Annotated in this window: 11 protein-coding genes; 5 read left to right on the top strand and 6 right to left on the bottom strand. The window is 38.2% G+C overall.

All coding sequences use genetic code 11. The annotated features are described in order from the left end of the window. Positions 1–976: calcium-binding protein (locus NMK36_RS28440; RefSeq protein ID WP_302184682.1), on the top strand; the 976-nt coding region annotated here is incomplete at its 5' end. Between the two features lie 199 nt (positions 977–1,175). Next, positions 1,176–2,657, top strand: coding sequence for a peptidoglycan-binding protein (locus tag NMK36_RS28435; RefSeq protein ID WP_254175149.1), 1,482 nt, complete (start codon positions 1,176–1,178; stop codon positions 2,655–2,657). A gap of 151 nt (positions 2,658–2,808) precedes the next feature. Here the strand turns inward: NMK36_RS28435 and NMK36_RS28430 are convergent, their stop codons facing one another. The 3 genes from NMK36_RS28430 to NMK36_RS28420 all read right to left on the bottom strand — a co-directional run bounded on the left by NMK36_RS28430 (position 2,809) and on the right by NMK36_RS28420 (position 8,732). Then, positions 2,809–3,681 (bottom strand): SDR family oxidoreductase, encoded by an 873-nt coding sequence (locus NMK36_RS28430; protein WP_072718632.1) that lies wholly within the window; start codon positions 3,679–3,681, stop codon positions 2,809–2,811. 173 nt (positions 3,682–3,854) lie between these two features. After that, entirely contained in the window at positions 3,855–5,510 is a 1,656-nt protein-coding gene (locus NMK36_RS28425; protein WP_254175148.1) for an alpha-amylase family glycosyl hydrolase, read from the bottom strand. 120 nt (positions 5,511–5,630) lie between these two features. After that, complete coding sequence (locus NMK36_RS28420) at positions 5,631–8,732, bottom strand: MFS transporter (RefSeq protein WP_254175147.1); 3,102 nt, start codon at positions 8,730–8,732, stop codon at positions 5,631–5,633. A 552-nt stretch (positions 8,733–9,284) separates the two neighbouring features. Between NMK36_RS28420 and NMK36_RS28415 the strand changes: the two genes are divergently transcribed. Further along, positions 9,285–10,604 (top strand): hypothetical protein, encoded by a 1,320-nt coding sequence (locus NMK36_RS28415; RefSeq protein ID WP_072717428.1) that lies wholly within the window; start codon positions 9,285–9,287, stop codon positions 10,602–10,604. 149 nt (positions 10,605–10,753) lie between these two features. Here NMK36_RS28415 and NMK36_RS28410 read toward each other — a convergent pair whose 3' ends face one another. Continuing rightward, a complete protein-coding gene (locus NMK36_RS28410; protein WP_072718633.1) occupies positions 10,754–11,032 on the bottom strand; it encodes a GlsB/YeaQ/YmgE family stress response membrane protein in 279 nt (92 codons plus the stop codon). A 192-nt stretch (positions 11,033–11,224) separates the two neighbouring features. On the opposite strand from NMK36_RS28410, the gene NMK36_RS28405 reads away from it, so the two are divergent. Further along, positions 11,225–12,310: a DUF3616 domain-containing protein gene (locus NMK36_RS28405; protein WP_072717429.1), complete on the top strand. Its 1,086-nt coding sequence runs from the start codon at positions 11,225–11,227 to the stop codon at positions 12,308–12,310. An 87-nt stretch (positions 12,311–12,397) separates the two neighbouring features. Here the strand turns inward: NMK36_RS28405 and NMK36_RS28400 are convergent, their stop codons facing one another. Both NMK36_RS28400 and NMK36_RS28395 read right to left on the bottom strand, forming a co-directional pair. Continuing rightward, positions 12,398–13,477, bottom strand: a complete 1,080-nt coding sequence (locus NMK36_RS28400) for a fasciclin domain-containing protein (RefSeq protein ID WP_072717430.1) — start codon at positions 13,475–13,477, stop codon at positions 12,398–12,400. 137 nt (positions 13,478–13,614) lie between these two features. Next, complete coding sequence (locus tag NMK36_RS28395) at positions 13,615–14,721, bottom strand: hypothetical protein (RefSeq protein ID WP_254175146.1); 1,107 nt, start codon at positions 14,719–14,721, stop codon at positions 13,615–13,617. Between the two features lie 957 nt (positions 14,722–15,678). Between NMK36_RS28395 and NMK36_RS28390 the strand changes: the two genes are divergently transcribed. Next, entirely contained in the window at positions 15,679–19,752 is a 4,074-nt protein-coding gene (locus NMK36_RS28390) for a PAS domain-containing hybrid sensor histidine kinase/response regulator (RefSeq protein ID WP_072717433.1), read from the top strand. Positions 19,753–19,819: the final 67 nt, after the last annotated feature.

Raw genomic sequence — 19,819 nt, 5'->3', positions numbered from 1 at the left:
TTTACCTCCAGATATACCGGGAATTAAGATTCTTCAACCTTTAAGAAAGACTGAACTTTGGGAAAGGCTTGGTTCAGCTAATTATAAAGTTGTGTTAGCCAGTGAACCTACCGATAATGTCGAAGTTAATCTCTCTTCAAATGGACAAGTAAACCCAGATCAATCTATCTTATTTTTTACGCCTAAAAATTGGAATATTCCTCAACTTGTTACGATTAATTCCATCGATGATACCTTAAATGAAGGTGAGCATACAGGAATTATAACCCATGAAGCCATCAGTGCTGATAGTCGTTATCAAGGATTATCAACAGGGAATGAAATTGTTATTCATGATAACGATAATATTGGGGATATTCTGAATTTAATAGAACCCGATTCTGTGGGAGTCAGTGGTAGAGATGATCAAGTGCAAGGTTCACCCTTAGATGATGTTATCTATGGACGAGGCGGAAATGATGACTTAGCGGGAAAAGAGGGGAATGATGTTATTTTAGGCCAAAAAAATATTGATATTTTATTTGGAGACGAAGGAAATGATGTTTTATTGGGGGGTGAAGGAAATGATTTTATCTTTGGAGGAATTGGAGATGATATTCTATTTGGGGGGTCAGGAGATGACCGTTTAGAAGGAGAAGAAGGGAATGATCAACTGTTGGGAGACTTTGGAAATGATCGCTTAGATGGAGGTAAAGGGATTGATAGTTTAACCGGTTTTTCGGGAAATGATGTTTTTGTTATTGACGAAGATAGCAGCAATGATAATCTCAATTTTGTGGATATTATTACTGATTTTAAACCAACGGAAGATAAAATTGAATTACCGTCTGGTTTAACTTTTGAACAATTAAAGGTTACTCAAGGAACAAATGAATGGAATCAAGATACGGTCATCCAACTCAAGTCTAGTGGAAACTATCTCGTAATTTTACAAAAAATTGTAGCTACGAATTTAGATAGTGGAGATTTTATTTAAACGATTTGAATGATACAGTATAGGGTGTCATCGATCGCGCCCACCTTCTGATATTTTAGGAATATCTTAAACTTTTAAATATTACCCTTCACCTAAATTGTCAGGAAATGTTAAACTGTTGAACTGACCCCAAAAAGGGGATACAAGATGAAGTGGGGAAATTTCCTGACGAAATCTCGATCATTAGGTGTGAGGAAACATGACGAAAAGAATCAGTTCAGAACAGGATACTGTTCAAAAGCAACCTGTGGAGGGGAGAATTTTCTCAAATCAGGAACAACTTCTACATCACACAGTTTCTCAACAAACTGGGAAAAAAAATCATCAGTTTGCTTTAGCAACGGGTTCTTTACTGCTATTAACTTTATCTCTGATTACGTTTAATCAAGCAAGTTCAACGGATTTTTTATTAAAAAAAGGAAGTCAAGGAACAGAAGTCAGTCATCTACAACAGCGTTTAAAAGCAGCCGGATATTGGTCAGGAAAGATTACTGAAAATTATGATCAAGCAACGGAAAACGCCGTTAAAACCTTTCAAAAAGATCAAGGAATTGAAGCAAATGGAAAAGTAGATGAAAACACAAATTCTCTATTAATAAATACGGTAAAAAACAAAAGTTTATCTTCTCGTTATTTAGATCATAAAGTTGAAAATTTAAACCCTAGAGATGAACGTCTCCATCCTGAATTGAAACTTCAGAAAAGAATTAAAGGAGATTTAGCACCCAAATCTGTTGCTTATTCAGGAAATGGGTTATTTTTTGTCCAGAATATGATGTATGAACATTCGATTAATGTTTATGATCGGGAGTTTAATTTAATTAAAAAAATTAAGGATGAAGTCAAATTAAGGGATTATGGCTATCCCAATTTTAAAGATAATCAATATAAAGGTTCTCCGGTAGAAGCAGCGTTTTCCCCCGATGGAAAATCAGCTTATGTTAGTAATTATGAGATGTTTGGTTCGGAATTTACCAATCCTGGCTATGATACCTGTGAACCTTCCGATCAATTTGATCCGAGTTTTATTTATAAAATTAATACTGAAGCTTTAGAGATTAAAACTGTAATTAAAGTGGGTTCTGTCCCTAAATATGTTGCGGTTTCTCCGAATAATCGTTGGGTTTTAGTTAGTAATTGGTGTTCGGGAGATTTAAGTATTATTGATAGCCAATCTAACCAAGAAATTAAACGAATTCCTTTAGGTCAATTTCCCCGTGGAATTGCGATTGATCCAAGCTCAAAAATTGCTTATATTGCGGTGATGGGAACATCAGATATCGCCGTTGTTAATTTAGAAAATTATACCGTGAATTGGATATATGATGTAGGGTTATATCCCCGCCATTTAGTGTTAGATAGTACAGGAAAATATCTCTATGTCACCCTAAATGGGGATGATCATGTTGCTAAAATTGAGACAAAAACTGGAGAAATAATTAGCAAAATCTTTACCGGAAGTGCACCTCGCAGTATGGTATTATCGCCCGATAATCAGTATTTATATATTGTCAATTACTATTCTAATACGGTGAGTAAAGTTCGCACTGAAACAATGGAACTTATCGACAATATTACCGTAGATTTAAACCCCATTGGAATTACTTTTGATCCCCAAACCCATCAAATTTGGGTGGCGTGTTACACCGGAAGTCTTATCATTTTACAGGATAAATTTTAATGATAGTGGTAGGGAACAGGGAATAGTAAGCATTAAAAAGGTTTTAGGATTTAGAGAGGACGGGTTTAACGAAATTGGGTTGATTTTTAATCAATTTCAATAAACCCATCCTTATAAAATTTGTATCCTTCTGTTTTAAACTAGAAATTAGCTATCGATGAGTTAATTTTCCTCCCGTAACTTCTACTAAACTTCCGGTCATAAAACTACTATCAGAAGACGCTAAAAACACATAAGCGGGAGCGATTTCTTCCGGTTGAGCCGCACGTCGCATCAGGCTTGTCTTATCAAATTCACTCACTTCTTCAATGGGTAAACTAGCGGGAATACTTGGAGTCCAGACCGCACCCGGAACAACAGCATTAACTCGAATATTACGACTGCTTAAATTGGCTGCTAAAGACTTCGTAAAAGCGTGTACTGCGCCCTTACTGGTTGCATAATCTACCAGAATATCTCGACCAATTTGTCCTGAAATACTGCCTGTATTAATAATAGTGTCTGCTTCTTTGAGATGATTTAATGATGCTTTCACCATATAGAAATATCCAAAAACATTAGTTTCCATCGTTTCACGAAACTGTTCTAAACTCAGATCTTCAAGGTTACTCTGAGCCATTTGATAAGCCGCATTATTCACTAAAATATTCAGTTTTCCTAACTTTTGAACCGTTTCTTGTACCGCTTGTTCACAGGAGGCAAAATCGCGCACATCTGCTTTGATTTGTAAACATTTTCTACCCTGTTTTTGTACTTCTTGGCAGGTGACTTCTGCATCCTGTTCATTGTGGTGATAAATAATTGCCACATCAGCCCCTTCCATAGCATAAGCGATCGCAATAGCTCGACCAATTCCCGAATCACCTCCGGTAATTAAAGCGACTTTTCCTTGCAATTTACCTGCGGGTTTATACTCAGATAAATCGGTTTGAGGCTGGGGGATCATATCCTCTTGAGAAGCTGGATAGTCCAGTTTCTGTGCTGGAATTTCAGCCGGAGTAAAATGATGTTTATCAGTTTGCATAACTAAACCTCTACTCTTATGTTTATCAATGTATTTCACTTCAATTAAACTACACTCTTTCATCCGAAATAAATTCTCTATTTTCATCAAAATTTATGTCTAAAGAGATAGAAGACGGGAACGTTATTTTCTCCCATCTCCTATTTCAACAGTCCAGAAATAGCCCTTATTATTTATTCTTTCCAGACAAAAACCTTCGCCTCATATTCGGGTAAATCGATGAGAATGTTGTCATCCCCCGACTCGATATCATAATTATTTGTCCACTCATGCCAAGTGCCATTTGCAGGGAAATGGGGAACTTGATAACCTGCTAAATATTGATCAGAGAAATTAACCACAACTACAACACGAGATCCTTGATCATTCCATCGGGTATAAGCAAAAACTTTAGCCTCTGCATCTTCATGGAAAAAATCAATATTTTCAGTATACAAAGCATGATTCGATTTTCGTAAAAAAATTAAGCCTTTGTAATATTGAAATAAACCTTGATTACTCTCATGTCCTAATAATGTCCAATCAATTTTTGCCGAATCAATAGTTTTGGGTTTATATTCTCCAAATTCTTCCCCCATCCAAATCAAAGGAATGCCTACGGCTGTCATCAATAATGCTACTCCTAATTTCACTCGTTTAAAGGCATCTTCGTCAAAAATCTCTCGATTTCCTAACTCCACCATTAACCGATTTTGATCATGGTTGCCCAAATAATTAACCATATTTGTAGCTCCCATAAAGCCTTGACGTTTGCCATCTAAAATGTCTTTGAGTTGTTCTAAATCAAAGGTATCTCCACATAAATGATCCGTTAGAATATGATAAAAACTATCATGCCAACAGCCATCCATCGGCCCATCAGCATTGGTAATACTGGGGCTTTCTGGCACATATTCAGCAACATTGTAAAAGGGTTTTACCCCAGCTTCGTGTTTGGCTTCCTGGACTATCCAACCCATAAAATCATAGTTACCAATTTGTCGGGCTGCATCATAACGAATGCCATCAGTATGATATTCTCGAATCCAAAATCTCACCGTATCCCCAATAAATTTTCGAGCCGGATAGGTGTCTAAATTTTCGTCATAGAATTCATAATTAAATTCCGGCCCCCAGTTAAATTCAGCATCTTTTGGATCATGATGATACCAATAATCATGATCAATTTGAGTTAAAGGACAGGAAGATTCGGAATGGTTATAAACCCCATCCATTAACACTCGAATTCCTCGCCCATGACATTCATCAATCAGATGTTTTAATTGTTCCGTTGTGCCATAACTGGACTCCGTAGCAAAGAAATAACGAGGATTATATCCCCAACTATGATCGCCTGGATATTCTTTAACAGGCATTAATTCAATGGCATTTACCCCTAAATCACACAAATAATCTAACTTTTCGATAACGTGCTGATATTTACCCCGTGCATAAGGGTCATCTTCTCCCCCGGAAAAATCTCCAATGTGCATTTCATAAATAACTAATTCATGGTCGGGGGGTAAGGGTTTGTCATCATGTTTCCAAACATAAGTATCAATAATTTTTTCCCCTTCTTTAATCCGAATAATGCCATTTTGAGTCGGATCATCAATGTCTGTAGCGTAGGGATCTACAATTTCGACCCATTCATCGGGTTCTACAAACCAACTTTTGGAACGAACTCGAAATTTATATTGATACGTTCCATCTTCTAACTCTACTTGCGTCCGAAAATAACCATCTTTACCCTTTTCCATCGAAATATCTTTCCAGTCAGAAAAACTCCCGATTAGTGCTGCTTCTTTATTATAAGGAGCAAACAAAGAAAATTCAATTAAATTAGCCATGTTTTTAAGTCCTTAATGTTTAATGAGAAATCATGTCTAGTTCAATTCATTCAATCAAAAAGTATTGCTTTTTTAATAGATTTAGGTCAATTTACTAGACATGATCTTGAATTTTGCCTGTTAACGAATAACCGCTAACGCCCCTGCACCTGCGGCTGCGATCGCAGAAAGACTAGCAGTAAAAAATAACCACCAGGCGGCTGCGGCTGCGGCTTTTCGGGTTTCTTCGAGTTGATGTTGGGCTTCTCGTTTGACTTGTTCCACACGCATTTGAGCATCCATTTGTAGACGTTCAGCCCGTTGCAAAACCCGGTTACGACTCCGTTCAATTTGATCAATAATTCGATTCGCATCCGCTTCGGAAATATCTTCGCGTGAACTGAGAATTGCGACTAACGTATTACGATCAAATTGGGAAAGACGACTCCGTAATGCCTCAAAACCCGCTTGTGGATCATCAAATAAGGTGCGAATATCATCCCGAATTCCCTCATAATTTAATTCCGGTCGTTCTAAACTATTCAAATAGTTACGAATTCGATCTAAAATTCCATCTATAACCGATTGAATTCGCTGTTGAATACTTCTAATTTGCTCCAACAATTGTTCCCGGACTTGGAAAATTTGATCAGCAATTCGATTGGCTTCTGCTTCTGTCATATCCTCTCGTTGAACCAGCAAAGCCACTAAGGTTTCCCGATCAAAATGAGATAACCGTTCTCGTAAACTTTCCACACCTACCCGTGGATCATGAAGGAGTAATTTTAAATCTCGTTGAATTCCCGCCGGATTTAATTCCTCTCGATCCGTTGAGCGCAAATAATTGGCTAAAGCACTTTGGAAATCCTGAACTTTATGTTGAGTTCTTCGAGCTAACCGTTGGGGAGTTTTAGCAATACCTTGTAACGTCGATAAGGTACTATCAATGGTTTGATTAATTTGTTCCTCGCTTAAATCATTACGTTGGTTTAATAACTGAACTAATGTATCTCGATCAACTTTAGAAAGCCGTCGGCGAATCGCTCGAAGTCCCAGCTTAGGATCTTCTAATAATAAATTGAGATCTCGTTGAATGCCTTCGGGATTTAATTCCTCTTTTCCTGTATTTCGGAGATAATCAGCAATCGAATTCATCGCTTGATCATACTGTTGTTGAGCTTTTCCGATTAAGCGTTCTGGGGTATAACGAACTTGCAACCAAGTTGATTCAATTTGATCTAAAATTCGCTCAACGTCCGCTTCACTTAAATCATTTCGAGTGGTGAGTAACTGCACTAAAGTATCTCGATCAAATTGAGAAACACGCTCCCGAATTGCTGCCATTCCGACTTTAGGATGCTCAAATAAAGTTCTCAAGTTTGTTTCAATCCCATCGGGGTTTAATTCGGCTTTTCCGGTATCCCTGAGATAAGATTTTACTTGCAACCATTGTTGAGTTACATTAGCTTTAATTTGAGCTTGACGATGTTCTGATTCTTCCAAAACAGATGCTTTTGCTCTATCTAAATTCGCCGCCACAATTAAAACATCGTCGGAGGATAAATCCCCACGTTTTTGTAGGACAAGTTCAAACCAACGTTGTGTTAAAGGAGCTAAACGTTGACTTAACTGCTCAAAACTGACATGGTTATCTTCCAACAAGGGTTTCAAATTCAAGAGAATTTTTTCAGAGGTTAATTCATTAGCAGGGGTGGTGATAATATAATGTTCCACATCTCCTAAAACTGTTAATTGCATTTCCTGCTCAATCGCTTCTTCGGTAACTCGTAAAACCTCTACACGAATTGTTTCCAATAAATTCGCTAACTCTTGAATTCTAGCTTGGGTAAAAACGCCCCGTTGCCTTAATAAATTTACAAAATCAGCGCGTTTTAATTGATGTAATTGTTCTGCTGTTAATTCAGGATCGGCATTGGGATCATAAATCACATCTCGAAAATCCTGTTCAACTTGTTCGGGTTTCATGTCCCAAAAATAAGTATTCAGGAGATAGTTTTCAACATCGGCTTTAATGGGGCTATAAGACTCCTTAGCCGTCAATTGATGAGCAATTTTCTGGGTTTGTTCACCCACTTGACCTTTGAGACGATTTAACTGATTCAGAATTTTTTCAACATCGAAATCCGAGAGATCACTGCGTCCGAGTACCAGTCCAATTAAACTATTCAGGCTCATCGTTAAGCCTTGGGACATAATAGTTGCAGGTTGATTGGGATTGTTTTGTTTTTGTTGAGCAATTAAGTCATCTATTTTTTTGTTTAAATCTGTTCCTAATAATTGCTGAGAAGTCGCCGTTTTAAGATAATTAACGAACTCCCCCATCATATCTTGACGTTGAGGCATTTTGCCAACGGTTTGACGCCAAACACTTTCTAATTGATCGGCAATTCGTTCCACATCCCGACGGGATAAATCCGTGCGACTTTTGGCTAAATCAATAAAAGTTTGACGATTAAAATTCGGTAAAGAAGCTTGACCTCCCATTTCTTTTAAATTCGGATCATTGAGAATAGTTTCAAACTCTCGACGAATTTCGGGAAGATTTAATTGCGGGGGACGTAATTTTTCTAAATATTCTTCGACTTGTTCACGCATCGTAATCGGATCAATTCCAGCCGTTAGTTCCCGACGCACGGCACTGGCTGCGGCTTCGGCGGTGGCGACAACTTGTTTACTGGCGGCTGCTCCTGTAAAGGCTGCGCTTGCCATTCCAAATAAGCTTTGAATCCCCGATGAAGTGGTTTGAAAAACAGAACCAATCATCGAACCAACGGTACTCGAACTCATCCAAACTAAGAGGGAAAAATAGGTAGCCCAAATGACTAAACCCACAATTGCTCCCAAGGTTGGCGACGTTAATAGACTCAGTTTAACGGCTAATAAAGACGCTACAAATAAAGCCAAGGTAACAGTAATAACCGTGGCAATTCCTAGGGTTTTTCCTACTTTTTTGAGCGTTCCTCCTAGGGAGGAAGATTTATGATCATCGGAATCAGAACTGGAAGAATTGCCTAGGTTTGAAATTCCAGCAGCCACTCCCAAGTTTGTTAATAAAAGTTGGATACCGAAAGCTAAGACGACCCCGGAGATTAAAGCCGTAAAAAATTGAGGGCCACTAAATACTAAAGCAGCTTCTTCAACGGTATCGACATTAGTATTATTCGTAGAAAATTGAGCAATCAATCCAGTTGTTAGATGGATTAGCTCTAAAGTTTTAACCATAATGGCTTCCTTGTTGATTCATGATTTTTATTAAACAAAATATTAGGCTGAAAGTTGTTTTAGCAACCCCTCCCATTAAGCTCTTCAGCTACAATCTTGAGTGTGTAGGAAAAACAGTTGATAAATCATCTACCCCAAGGATGAAACAAAATAAATTCGTAAGTTTAATAAAAAAAAATGAAATATCATCTACCTAGGGAAAGACTTAAAATTAAGAAATAAAGTTTATAATAAAATTCTACTCAAGTTTTCATCTCAATCTCATTGTTTAGATTTAAGATAGGAATTATGATCTTACAGGTGACAGGTGTAAGGACGAGACTTATCCGTTGGGATTAACAATCGTGTGAGCAAAAGTAGGGGTGAGATTTCCTCACCCTGAACAGGACTAATCAACATCCCCCTAAAATTGCTATAGCAATCCGCGCCTTCGAGACGGAGGTTGTAATCATTTATAACTGACATGAAACAGCCAGAAGTATTATCTTTGTTCCCTGTTCCCTGTTCCCTTTTGAACCAAGATTTTGGATACAACTTAAATAGGATTGCTATATGAATCGTTCCTTACAACACGCTCAAAAATTAAAAGAAGAAATCGTTGATTTTGTCTACGATGCAGAAGGAGAATTAGCGATCGCTTTAGAAACTTATGCGGCTCAACACTCCGGTCGAGAACGTCATGATATTAAAGCTCAAAATTTAATGATTGATACCTTTGTTTTGCAGGGGAAAGTGGGTCAACAAACCCCTTTAGAAATTTTTTTAGCCGAACATCCTCAATTAACTCCCGAAGAACGAGTCTTATTAAGCGGTTGGTCTAAGAGTTTTCTCGGCTTATTTGAAGTCTTAGATTGTGTCGGAGAACAATTTAAGTTAATGAACTGGTTAACAGCTAAATGTTATCCAGTGGTTTGGGATCAAGTATCTGGTGATCCTGAACTCAGCCGTTTAAAACCGGGTGAAATTATTTTAGCTCGAATTGCGCCTTTAAATGAAAATCAGTGGATATTTTTAGGGTCGGGAATTTTAAAAGGAAAATTGGGTAAACCTAAATTAGCCGTTGTGATTGGTGAGTTTAAGAAAAATTACAAAGAATTTTTATATAGTGATGCACCGGAACTCTTAGAAGAGTCTTGGGAGTCAGTGGCTGAATATCATCATGAATTTATTAATTTTTTTGGTCAAGATAGCATTAGTTTATCCGGCTATCAACTGAATAAAAAACTGAACGAACTTTATGAACAATTTAATCAAAAACGGTTAGCAGCAGCCGGAATTGATCAATCGAAATCGTTACGCGAATTAGCAGAAGAAGCAGGAAATGATGCTGAAGACCTAAAAACAGCCGCCCTAGAATCGGGTGCAACTGAGCAAGAAATTGCTAAAGTTTTGGAGTCTAAAACCTTAATGGTTATGCCTAAAGTTGAGTTACCCGATGAGATTAAAAAAGCGGAAGAAGTAACCGTATTTTCCCATCCTCGCTGGGGACAACTATTTTTACCGAACTATACTGCTTTTATCGAGCTTTTAAAAGTTCCTACACCTGAAAATACTCCTCAGTTAGAAACTAAAGTGCGAAAATATTTGAAAGAACCTCAATTTAACTATTATGTTTGGCAACAGTTAAAACAGGAAGCTTCTCTAGGCCTAGAACAAATCTTAAAACAGATTTTAGACCAGCCGGATTTTTCCTTAGAACAAGATTTAGATAAAATTTTATTACAATATGATAAACGTTCTGAACCTGATTTACCGGAAATTGCCAGTGTTCCTCGCCATTTAGATGATTTATTTAAGGAAGCTTTAACTCAAATTCAGAAATCTAAATCAAAAAGTAAAACGGCTACTAAAAAAAGCAAAGGGTTTCAATAAATCGGTCAAGTATTTTTATTTCTCTTCCCTATTCCTTGTTCCCTCCTCTCAAAAAAATAGAGTAGGGTTATCCTACTCCTTTGATCTTTGATGCTGTTAACTGTGAAAAGACTAATGGAACTCCAACGCTTGAAGTTTACAGGCTTCATTTAAGCAACTGTTCTCCGAGTAATTAATCCCCACAGGAAAATTAAGATGATAGCACCTAATACAGCAAAGAAAATACTAGGAATGGTTAAAGCTCCGGCTGAAGCAGCAGCAGCCCCCCCACTTCCAAAGAAGACTTGACCTAAATAACCACCGAGTAAAGCTCCTAAAATTCCTAAACCAATGGTGGCAAAAATACCGCCGCCTTGATGTCCAGGATAAATAGCTTTAGCAATAGCACCTGCAATTAATCCTAAAAGTATCCAAGCTAAAATACCCATGATTTTTCCTCCCGTAAGTCCTTTTTTATTAAGGCTTTGATTTAACACTTTAATCTTAACAATTGCCTGTTAAACAACTCATCTAGCCAAAGGAATAACTTACATCTTGCTTCACAGAGAAGCTAAACTCTAGCCATGATTCCTTCCGTTGAGTAAACTAGAGATTAATCAAGTTAATTCAAGGGTAAAGCGATGTCAGAAGGTTTTTTACTCAGTCGTCTTCTTGTCCGTTTTGATGCTCCCGATGATGTATTATTAACGAATTTATCAGCCGTTGCCTTAACACCCGATGGAAGTTTATGGTTAGGAGCCGATGAAGGAACAGGTCTTGAGCGACTTTCTCCCATTGAATCTCATGTTTATGGTCATCATCAACATTTTGAATTAAGCAATTTTATTCCTTTAAATAATCCAGAAGAAGAAATTGATATTGAAGGCTTAGATTATTTTGATTCCTATCTTTGGTTGGTGGGTTCCCATAGTCTGAAACGCAAAAAGCCCAAGGGAAAAGATGTAAATTCAGATATCAAACGTTTAACCGAAATCAAAGCGGAAAAAAATCGTTATCTTTTAGCTCGAATTCCGGTTAAAAATGGACAATTATTGCCATCGTTTTCAACTGCTGAACCGAACAATCAAGAGTTCAGAGCCGCTGTGCTTGAAACTTCTCCAGACGGAAATCAACTGATCGAAGCTTTAAAAACAGATGAACATTTAGGTCTATTTATATCAACCCCTCTCCCGTCTAAAGAAAATGGGTTAGATATTGAAGGATTGGCTGTTTATGAAAATAAAATTTTCCTAGGTTTACGAGGGCCTGTTTTAAGAGGATTTGCCATTATTTTAGAATTAGAAGTTGAAGAGAAAGAACCCGGAGTTTTAATCCTCAAGAACATTGGGGAAAATGGCAAACCCTATCGTAAGCACTTTTTAGAATTAAAAGGGTTAGGAATTCGAGAGTTATGTGTACAGGGTGAAGATTTAATTATTTTAGCAGGGCCAACGATGGATTTAGATGGAATTATGAAAGTCTATCGCTGGAAAAATGCTTTAGCTCAATCCAGTAATACGATCTCTTATTTTAATTCCGAAGCGTTAGAGTTTTTATTTGATCTGCCATTTTGTCTTGATAGTGATCACGCCGAAGGTTTAGAACTGTTTAATAGTTTAGGACAGCCCGGTTTATTAGTAGTTTATGATTCCCCCAATTCTAAGCGAATTGTATCGGAACGGGAAATCTTGACAGATATTTTCCGATTGTCTAATTTTTCTAAATAGGGAATAAAATACAAAAAAACCCAGTTTACAGGATTTAAAACTGGGTTTTTATTTTACGGAACAATAGGCTTTAAGGAGTGATTAACCCTAATTCATTTGGCTAGGAAAACCGGGTTGTGAATCTGTAGGAGAATGAGGTTCAATTAAACCGGGTCTTGAGTTATCGTCAGAGTTTTGTTGGTTCATCTGATTGGAAGAGGGATTAGAATTCATCGGACTGTTGGTAGAATCATTCCGTTGATTCGTAGAGGGATTAGAATTCATCGGACGGTTGATGGAATTATTGCGCCAAGGTTGTTGTTGGGGATTAACTCGTTCAGATTGAGAATCAACATCTCGCAAATCTGAGGGAGAGTCTACATCAAATATTTCTTGATTGGTGCTATTGCGATCATTGGTATTCATCCGATCATTAGTATTCATCCGATCATTGGTATTCATCCGATCCATTGAAGAGTTATTGCGTTGTTGAGGAGTAACTCGTTCAGATTGAGAATCAACATCTCGCGCATCGGAAGGAGAATCTAAGTCTTGGGTATTCGAGGGTTGGCTATTATCAAATTGACTGATTTGTTGGGGGTTTTGAGAATTTTGACTTAAACTATTTTGAAGATTCGTTGGCATTAAAACCCGATTAATCCCATGAATTATACCATTGGTCGCTTCCATATCCGGTTGAACAACGCTGGCATTATTAACAATAACCCGATCCGGTGCTACACGAACTGCAAGTCCACCTGCGAGACTATCAATGCCTCCATCAGCCATTTGATTAGAAGGAACTTCACCTTCAATGACATGATAAGATAAAACCTGTTTTAATACTTCTTTATTTTCAGGCTGCATTAACATTTCTAAGGTTCCAGCCGGTAGTGATGCAAAGGCTTCATCTGTTGGAGCAAAGACAGTATAGGAACCGTCACCTGTCAATATATTTTCTAGTCCGGCTGCTCTAACAGCTTGAATAAAAGTATTATATTGACCGTTAGAATTAGCAACAGAAAGAATATTCTGGGATGACCCCATATTCTGCTGCATTTGGGGACTATTCTGTGTTCCTGAGTCAGGAGATTGCATCTGCGCTCTAGCGGGAACCTGGGCTAAAAAGCCTAAGCTGGCAATACCTAAAACAGCAATACTGTGGGTATAAAAACGATTGAATGCCATGATTTTAAACTCCGCCAAAATTTGTTTCTTTCCTTACTGTATAAAGGGGAGTTTAATTCGCCATCCAGCCGAGGACATATCACTCTTGAAATAGGCTTTTTGATGTGGAATTTAGAGTTTTTTGAGGAATAATATTCTTAAGGTTTTCCATTGCGATTCCGTTTTTTAGCGATCGCATCTAAAATAGCTTGTTCTGCGGGGGTCATTTCACCGTCTATTTGAGCAATTCGCTCACATTGAACTAATAGAGGCGTGACAAAATCAGGATGCAGTTGTTCTAATAAATTCTCTAAGGAAATCGGTGTTTCTAAATAAGTCGAGATCGCTTTTATCGCTTCAGGACTCAGATGAGCTTGTTCTAATTCAGGAATCAGATCAGACTTTGATTTATCGGGATAAGACGCTAAAATCATCTGAGCTAAAATTTGATCCATTACCTGTTGTTGATGACTGGCAAATTTCCAATAATCTTGACTTTCCTGTTGAAAGCGCTGAACCGTTAATTCTGTTGTCTGAGGATGCAGTTTGGTTTCATAAAATCGACAAGCAATATAACCTAAACCATAAAGCAAAATTGCATTAGAAGAAGCTCCAATAACCGCCCCTAAACCGGGAATAATTTCGACCCATTCTAAACCCGTTTGGATCGCTACAGAACTCCCCAAGGATAAGCCAAAAATAGCTAAGACTTCCCCTCGGCGGATGGGATCATTGAGATCTAAACCATAGGCTGCTGCAATTTCATAGGTCATTTCAGCTTGTAGCCGTGTTGTGGTGACTAAATCAATGGCAAATAAAGCTACAGCCAGGGGAGGTAAAAAATTTGTTGCTAACCCAATTCCCGCCGCTTGAATTGATTTCTGCACCATTAAACGGTGAGCAATTTCGCTGGAAGTTTCTTGAGGATACTGTTTTTGCAGATCTTGGACGGTTTTTTGTACCTGTTCAATATTAACGCCACCGAGGAGAATTTCTAACCAACTTGTTCCTAAATTATTGCTGAGAATCTTGACAATTGGATTTTTAGCGATCGCATCTATAATGGCTCCGGTACTTGCTGTTACATTGGCTAAATAGTGTTGAGTTTGTAGTGTAGTTTGTTCAAAGAATTTTGTTGTTACCGCAATCAGTTCGACGAACCATTGTTCTGTTGAGTTTGCCGTTGAGGGGTTCGTTTTTTGGACTGAGTTTGCTTCAGCTTGTAAGTTGTTTTGGTCTTCCTGCACCCTGTTCTCGTTTCCCATTGTTGAGCCTATTAAGGATGAAAAAATAATGGTTTATTTGTCCCTGTGGGTATTGTATACTCAAAAAAGCCCCAAAAAAATAATAGAGAGTCACAACCGATAAATCGATTGATTTGACTCTCCGTTTCCACCAGACTAACCAGAGGGAATAAAGGATTGCACCCAGTACGCTTACCAATATAGGGTACTTTCCTCGAATCGTGCCTCTATCTATAGATAGAGATTACCAGAAAAACGCTGCGAGAGCAACAGCCAAAAACATCTAGTTGCTCGCAAGGCCCAAAATCAACTTTTTCCGCCCCAGTTCACGGGATGGCAGAGAAGGGGACAGGGGGACAGGGGACAGGGGGACAAGGGGACAAGGGGACAGGGGGACAAGGGGACAGGAGGATGGGGGGACAGGGGGATGGGGGGACAAGGGGACAGGGGGACAGGGGGACAAGGGGACAGGGGACAGGGGAATAGGGGATGAGTTTGCTGGATTTAGACCTGTCAAACACTGAAACCCTTTCACTTCTTACTGCGAAGCACTGAGCGTGTCGAAGTGTTCCCTGTTCCCTGTTCCCTGTTCCCTGTTCCCTGTTCCCTGTTCCCTTTGAACCCTATATGGGCGTGTTCAGGAGTAATAAACTGAAGTAGATCTTGTCACCCCTTATCCTTGTTTGCTAATTTGTGTCTTTGATATCACGATTAAATTTGAAAAAAATATAAATTTTTAATAGTTTATCAGTAAGTAACAATAAATTTTCGATGGCGTTGAGTTTGATCTTAATAATTTATTTCTTAAGACAGATGTACTTTTAATCAATTTTTTTTCATATTAGTAAAGATAGAATCATAGACAAAGTTATACAAAACCAATCAGTTCATTCATTAAGTGTTGCAAAAAAAACTGTTTTTTAAAAGGTTTTTAATTTTAGTTTAAATCATTTTAATTTTAAAAAAACGTTTTAATGTATGGATACTTTTTACTGGGGGAATTCTGAAATCATAGGACTGCTAAAGTTGGCAGATCATTTGCTCAATGCCTTTCAAGTCATTCTTTCCCTTATGGTTGTCAATTTAATCAGGAATCGCCAAAATTTTCCTTTTCGAGGAACTTTTTTTTTGTTGGGAACATTCCTAGTTTTAAACGGACTTATTAATATTATTGATTATCAAACTATCAGTGAGAATTTCCCTCTATTTTTATTGGGAATTAAAGTTTTTATCTTGGGAATGGCAACCTATGATTTTGTTTTGTTGTGTAAAATTTTTCCCCTGGCTTTAAAAATTCCTGATTTTCTGGAATTACAAGATATTAATCGACAATTAAATAATTGCCTTTTAGAACGTCAAAATGCAAAAGATAAATTACAACAAGAAAAAGACTTTCTCAGTGCTTTACTAGATCAGTTATGTGAAGGAATTGTGGTTTGTGATAACTCTGGAAAACTGATTCTCTTTAACCAAGCCAGTCAGAATTTTCATGGACTTCCAGAAACCGATATAAATCTGGAAAATTGGGCAGAATATTATAGTTTATATCAATCCGATGGACAAACCTTAATGCCTGTGGATGAAATTCCTTTATTTCGAGCCTTACAAGGGGAAAGGGTTGAAAATGCCGAAATGGTCATTCATCCAGAAAACAAACAACCTCGAATTATTTTAGCGAATGGACAGGCTTTTTTTAATCCCCAAGGAAAAAAGTTAGGGGCTGTTGTTGCTATGTATGATATTACAGCGCAAAAGCAAGCTCAAATCGCCCTAGAAAAGGAAAAATCAACATTGGAAAAACGGGTCGAGGAACGCACAAGCGAGTTACAAAAGACCATTGAACAATTACAAATTGTCGTCCAGGAATATAACCAAATTGAAATGGCATTACGCCACAGTCAAACGCAGTTACAATTAATTTTAGAAAATACCCCAACCGTGATTTATGCCAAGGATAATCAAGGACGTTTTACCCTTGTTAATCGCAAATTTGAAACCTTATTTAACTGTTGCAGTAGTCACGTTTTAAACCAAACTAATTTTGATGTATTTACCCCGGAAGCAGCCCAACAGTTAAACGTCATTGAACAACAGGTTTTAACGGAAGGAAAAGCGATTAAATTAGAAGAAAAAATTCCCTGTGTCCATCAATATCGTACCTTTTTATCAATTAAATTTCCTTTATTAGGAAGCGATGGAAATCCCGATGGGTTATGTAGTATTTCCACCGATATTACCGACCGAAAACGAATTGAAGAAAAACTGAGGTTATTTGAATCGGCGGTTAATCGGGCTAATGATGCTATTGTGATCACAGAAGCCGATCCTTTGACCCGACCAGGGCCTAAAATTATTTATGTTAATGAAGCCTTCACCCGTTTAACCGGATATAGTGCCGAAGAAATGATTGGTCAGAGTCCACGCTGTTTACAAGGGCCTGAAACCGATCGCGATCAATTGGCTCAAATTCGGGCAAGTTTAAAGAAATTAAACCCCGTACAAACAGAACTCATTAACTATCACAAAGATGGGTCAAAATATTGGGTGGAAATGAGTATTTCCCCGGTGACTAATTCCGAGAAAGAAATTACCCATTTTGTTTCGGTACAACGGGATGTTACCCATAAACGTTTATATGCCAATTCCTTACTTACAGAACGCAAACAAATGCAGCAAATTATTACCGACGCACCCTTTGCTGTTGCTATGTTAGATCGGGAATTTAGGTATATTGCCCATAGCCAACAATGGTTAAAAGATTATCATTTATCGGAAGAATCTTTAATTGGCTTAAGCCATCTCAATATCTTTCCCAATTTACCAGACTATTGGTTAAATATTTATCATCGAGCCTTCGCCGGGGAAGTGCTATCTTGTGCAGAAGATAAAATGAACTATCCCGATGGAACAGAAGGATATGTACGTTGGGCGATTCATCCTTGGCATATTAATGAAACAGAAATTGGTGGGATTTTTATTGCCACTTACCCGATTGATGAGTTAGTTAAAGGCAGAGAATCTGCTTTAGAAACCGTTCGTCTGAAATCTCAATTTATTGCGAATATGAGTCATGAAATTCGCACGCCGATGAATGGGGTAATGGGGATGGCAGGATTGTTAATGAAAAGTGATCTAAGCCCAAAACAAAAGGATTTTGTCCGGGCAATTCGTACCAGTGCCAATCATCTGTTAACTATTATTAACGATATTTTGGATTTTTCTAAATTAGAAGCCAATGAAATGGTTTTAGAAGAATTAGATTTTAATTTAGAAGAGTGTATAGAAACGATCTTAGATTTATTAGCAACCCAAGCAGAAGAAAAAAGCTTAGAATTAGCGGTTTTAATTGAACCCGATGTCTGTCGTCACCTCTGCGGAGATCCCAGCCGATTAAAACAAGTGTTGCTCAATTTAATCGGAAATGCCATCAAATTTACCTTAGAAGGAGAAGTGGTTTTACAAGTTAAAGAAATTCCGACTTCTGATGATAAAATCAAATTGTACTTTAGCGTCAAAGACACCGGAATTGGCATTCCCCCAGACGGTCAGATGAGATTATTTGAAGCCTTTTCTCAAGTCGATGCCTCAACAACGCGACAGTTTGGAGGGACGGGTTTAGGTTTAGTGATTTGTAAACAATTGGTGCAATTAATGGGAGGTGAAATTGGAGTAGAAAGTCAACCCGGACAAGGCTCAACCTTCTGGTTTACCGTTCAATTTAAACCCCCAGTTATTCGAGAGAAATCGGATTTACCCAAAACCCTTTCCCATTTAAAATTATTAGTTGTAGACCCCAGTGCAACGGTGTGTCAATCGGTGCGAACGTTCGCCTGTTCCTGGGGAATGCACGCTGATGAAGCCTACCATCCTGATCAAGCATTAGTGCGGTTACGGTCGGCGGCACGATGTCGTCAACCCTATGATTTTGCTGTGTTTGATCAACAGTTAATTCTGAGTCGAGGAGAACGGTTTATAGAAGTGATTCAAAATGACCCTCGTTTGTTGACAACTAAGTTAATTTTAATGACTTCGATGAATCAATTGGCTGAGACGGAGGAATTATTAGAATGGGGTTTCTCTAGTTATGTGATGAAACCGTTGCGGGCTTCTCGGTTATTTGATGCCTTATTAACGGCGCTGGCTACGGAAATTGCTTGTCTGTTAGAAGAACGTCGATCTCAACCTTCCCCAGAGGAGTCATCTTTAGATGCAACACCCCAATTTAATCTCAAAATTTTATTAGTTGAAGATCATCCGATTAATCAACAAGTGATTTTGAATCAGTTAAGTTTGTTAGGGTGTGAAGCTGATGTTGCAGATAATGGCGAACAAGCTTTAAAACGCTTAGAATCGACTCATTATGATGTTGTCTTTATGGACTGTCAAATGCCAATCTTAGATGGCTATGCCACAACTCAAGAACTCCGACGCCGAGAACGAGAAACACCGAACAAACATACGATTGTGATTGCGTTAACGGCCCATGCCTTACCCGTTGACCGCCAGAAATGTTTAGCGGTGGGTATGGATGACTATATTAGCAAACCCGTTGAACAGGAGGAATTAGAGGCGGTATTGCGCCATTGGGCCACTCAACAGCAATGGGTTTGGCGGGAAGTGACAACACCCCAACCCCCAAAATCTCAAGTAGCTGTGGTTCAACCCCCTGAAGAGCAACCCTTGGTATCCGAGAATAATCAAACTGAAGATCAAAGTTTAATTCCTTTTGATTTAAAACGATTACAAACTATTTCACGGGGTAAACTTGAGTTTCAACAAAAACTTTTACAACTGTTTATTGATAATGCCAAAATTGATTTAAAAATGCTTCGAGAAGCCCTCCTCATCGAAGATTATGAAACCTTGGTCACTTGTGCCCATCGTTTAAAAGGTTCGAGTGGAAATGTAGGAATGCGAAATTTTCCGGCTTTAGCTTCTAATTTAGAACAAAAAGCCCGTCAAAAGACCTTAGAAGGTTGCCGTGAATTAGTTAATACAATGGAAGCCCAATTAACAGAGGCGATCGCCTTTATCCAAACCCATCTTTCCTAAAGTCTCCCCTTGTTGAACGCCTGAGATTGCCTTTAAAACGATTGCGGTTTGCCTTTCTTCCTTACCG

It is taken from the genome of Planktothrix pseudagardhii, assembly GCF_904830925.1.
GTDB lineage: Bacteria > Cyanobacteriota > Cyanobacteriia > Cyanobacteriales > Microcoleaceae > Planktothrix > Planktothrix tepida.
Note: the sequence above shows the minus strand (reverse complement) of the source record. Positions and strands in the feature narration are given on the sequence as shown.

Coding starts and splice junctions, on each gene's coding strand:
- NMK36_RS28435 (WP_254175149.1), top strand. CDS start 1,176: ATGACGAAAAGAATCAGTTCAGAACAGGATACTGTTCAAAAGCAACCT.
- NMK36_RS28425 (WP_254175148.1), bottom strand. CDS start 5,510: ATGGCTAATTTAATTGAATTTTCTTTGTTTGCTCCTTATAATAAAGAA.
- NMK36_RS28400 (WP_072717430.1), bottom strand. CDS start 13,477: ATGGCATTCAATCGTTTTTATACCCACAGTATTGCTGTTTTAGGTATT.
- NMK36_RS28395 (WP_254175146.1), bottom strand. CDS start 14,721: ATGGGAAACGAGAACAGGGTGCAGGAAGACCAAAACAACTTACAAGCT.
- NMK36_RS28410 (WP_072718633.1), bottom strand. CDS start 11,032: ATGGGTATTTTAGCTTGGATACTTTTAGGATTAATTGCAGGTGCTATT.
- NMK36_RS28415 (WP_072717428.1), top strand. CDS start 9,285: ATGAATCGTTCCTTACAACACGCTCAAAAATTAAAAGAAGAAATCGTT.
- NMK36_RS28405 (WP_072717429.1), top strand. CDS start 11,225: ATGTCAGAAGGTTTTTTACTCAGTCGTCTTCTTGTCCGTTTTGATGCT.
- NMK36_RS28430 (WP_072718632.1), bottom strand. CDS start 3,681: ATGCAAACTGATAAACATCATTTTACTCCGGCTGAAATTCCAGCACAG.
- NMK36_RS28420 (WP_254175147.1), bottom strand. CDS start 8,732: ATGGTTAAAACTTTAGAGCTAATCCATCTAACAACTGGATTGATTGCT.
- NMK36_RS28390 (WP_072717433.1), top strand. CDS start 15,679: ATGGATACTTTTTACTGGGGGAATTCTGAAATCATAGGACTGCTAAAG.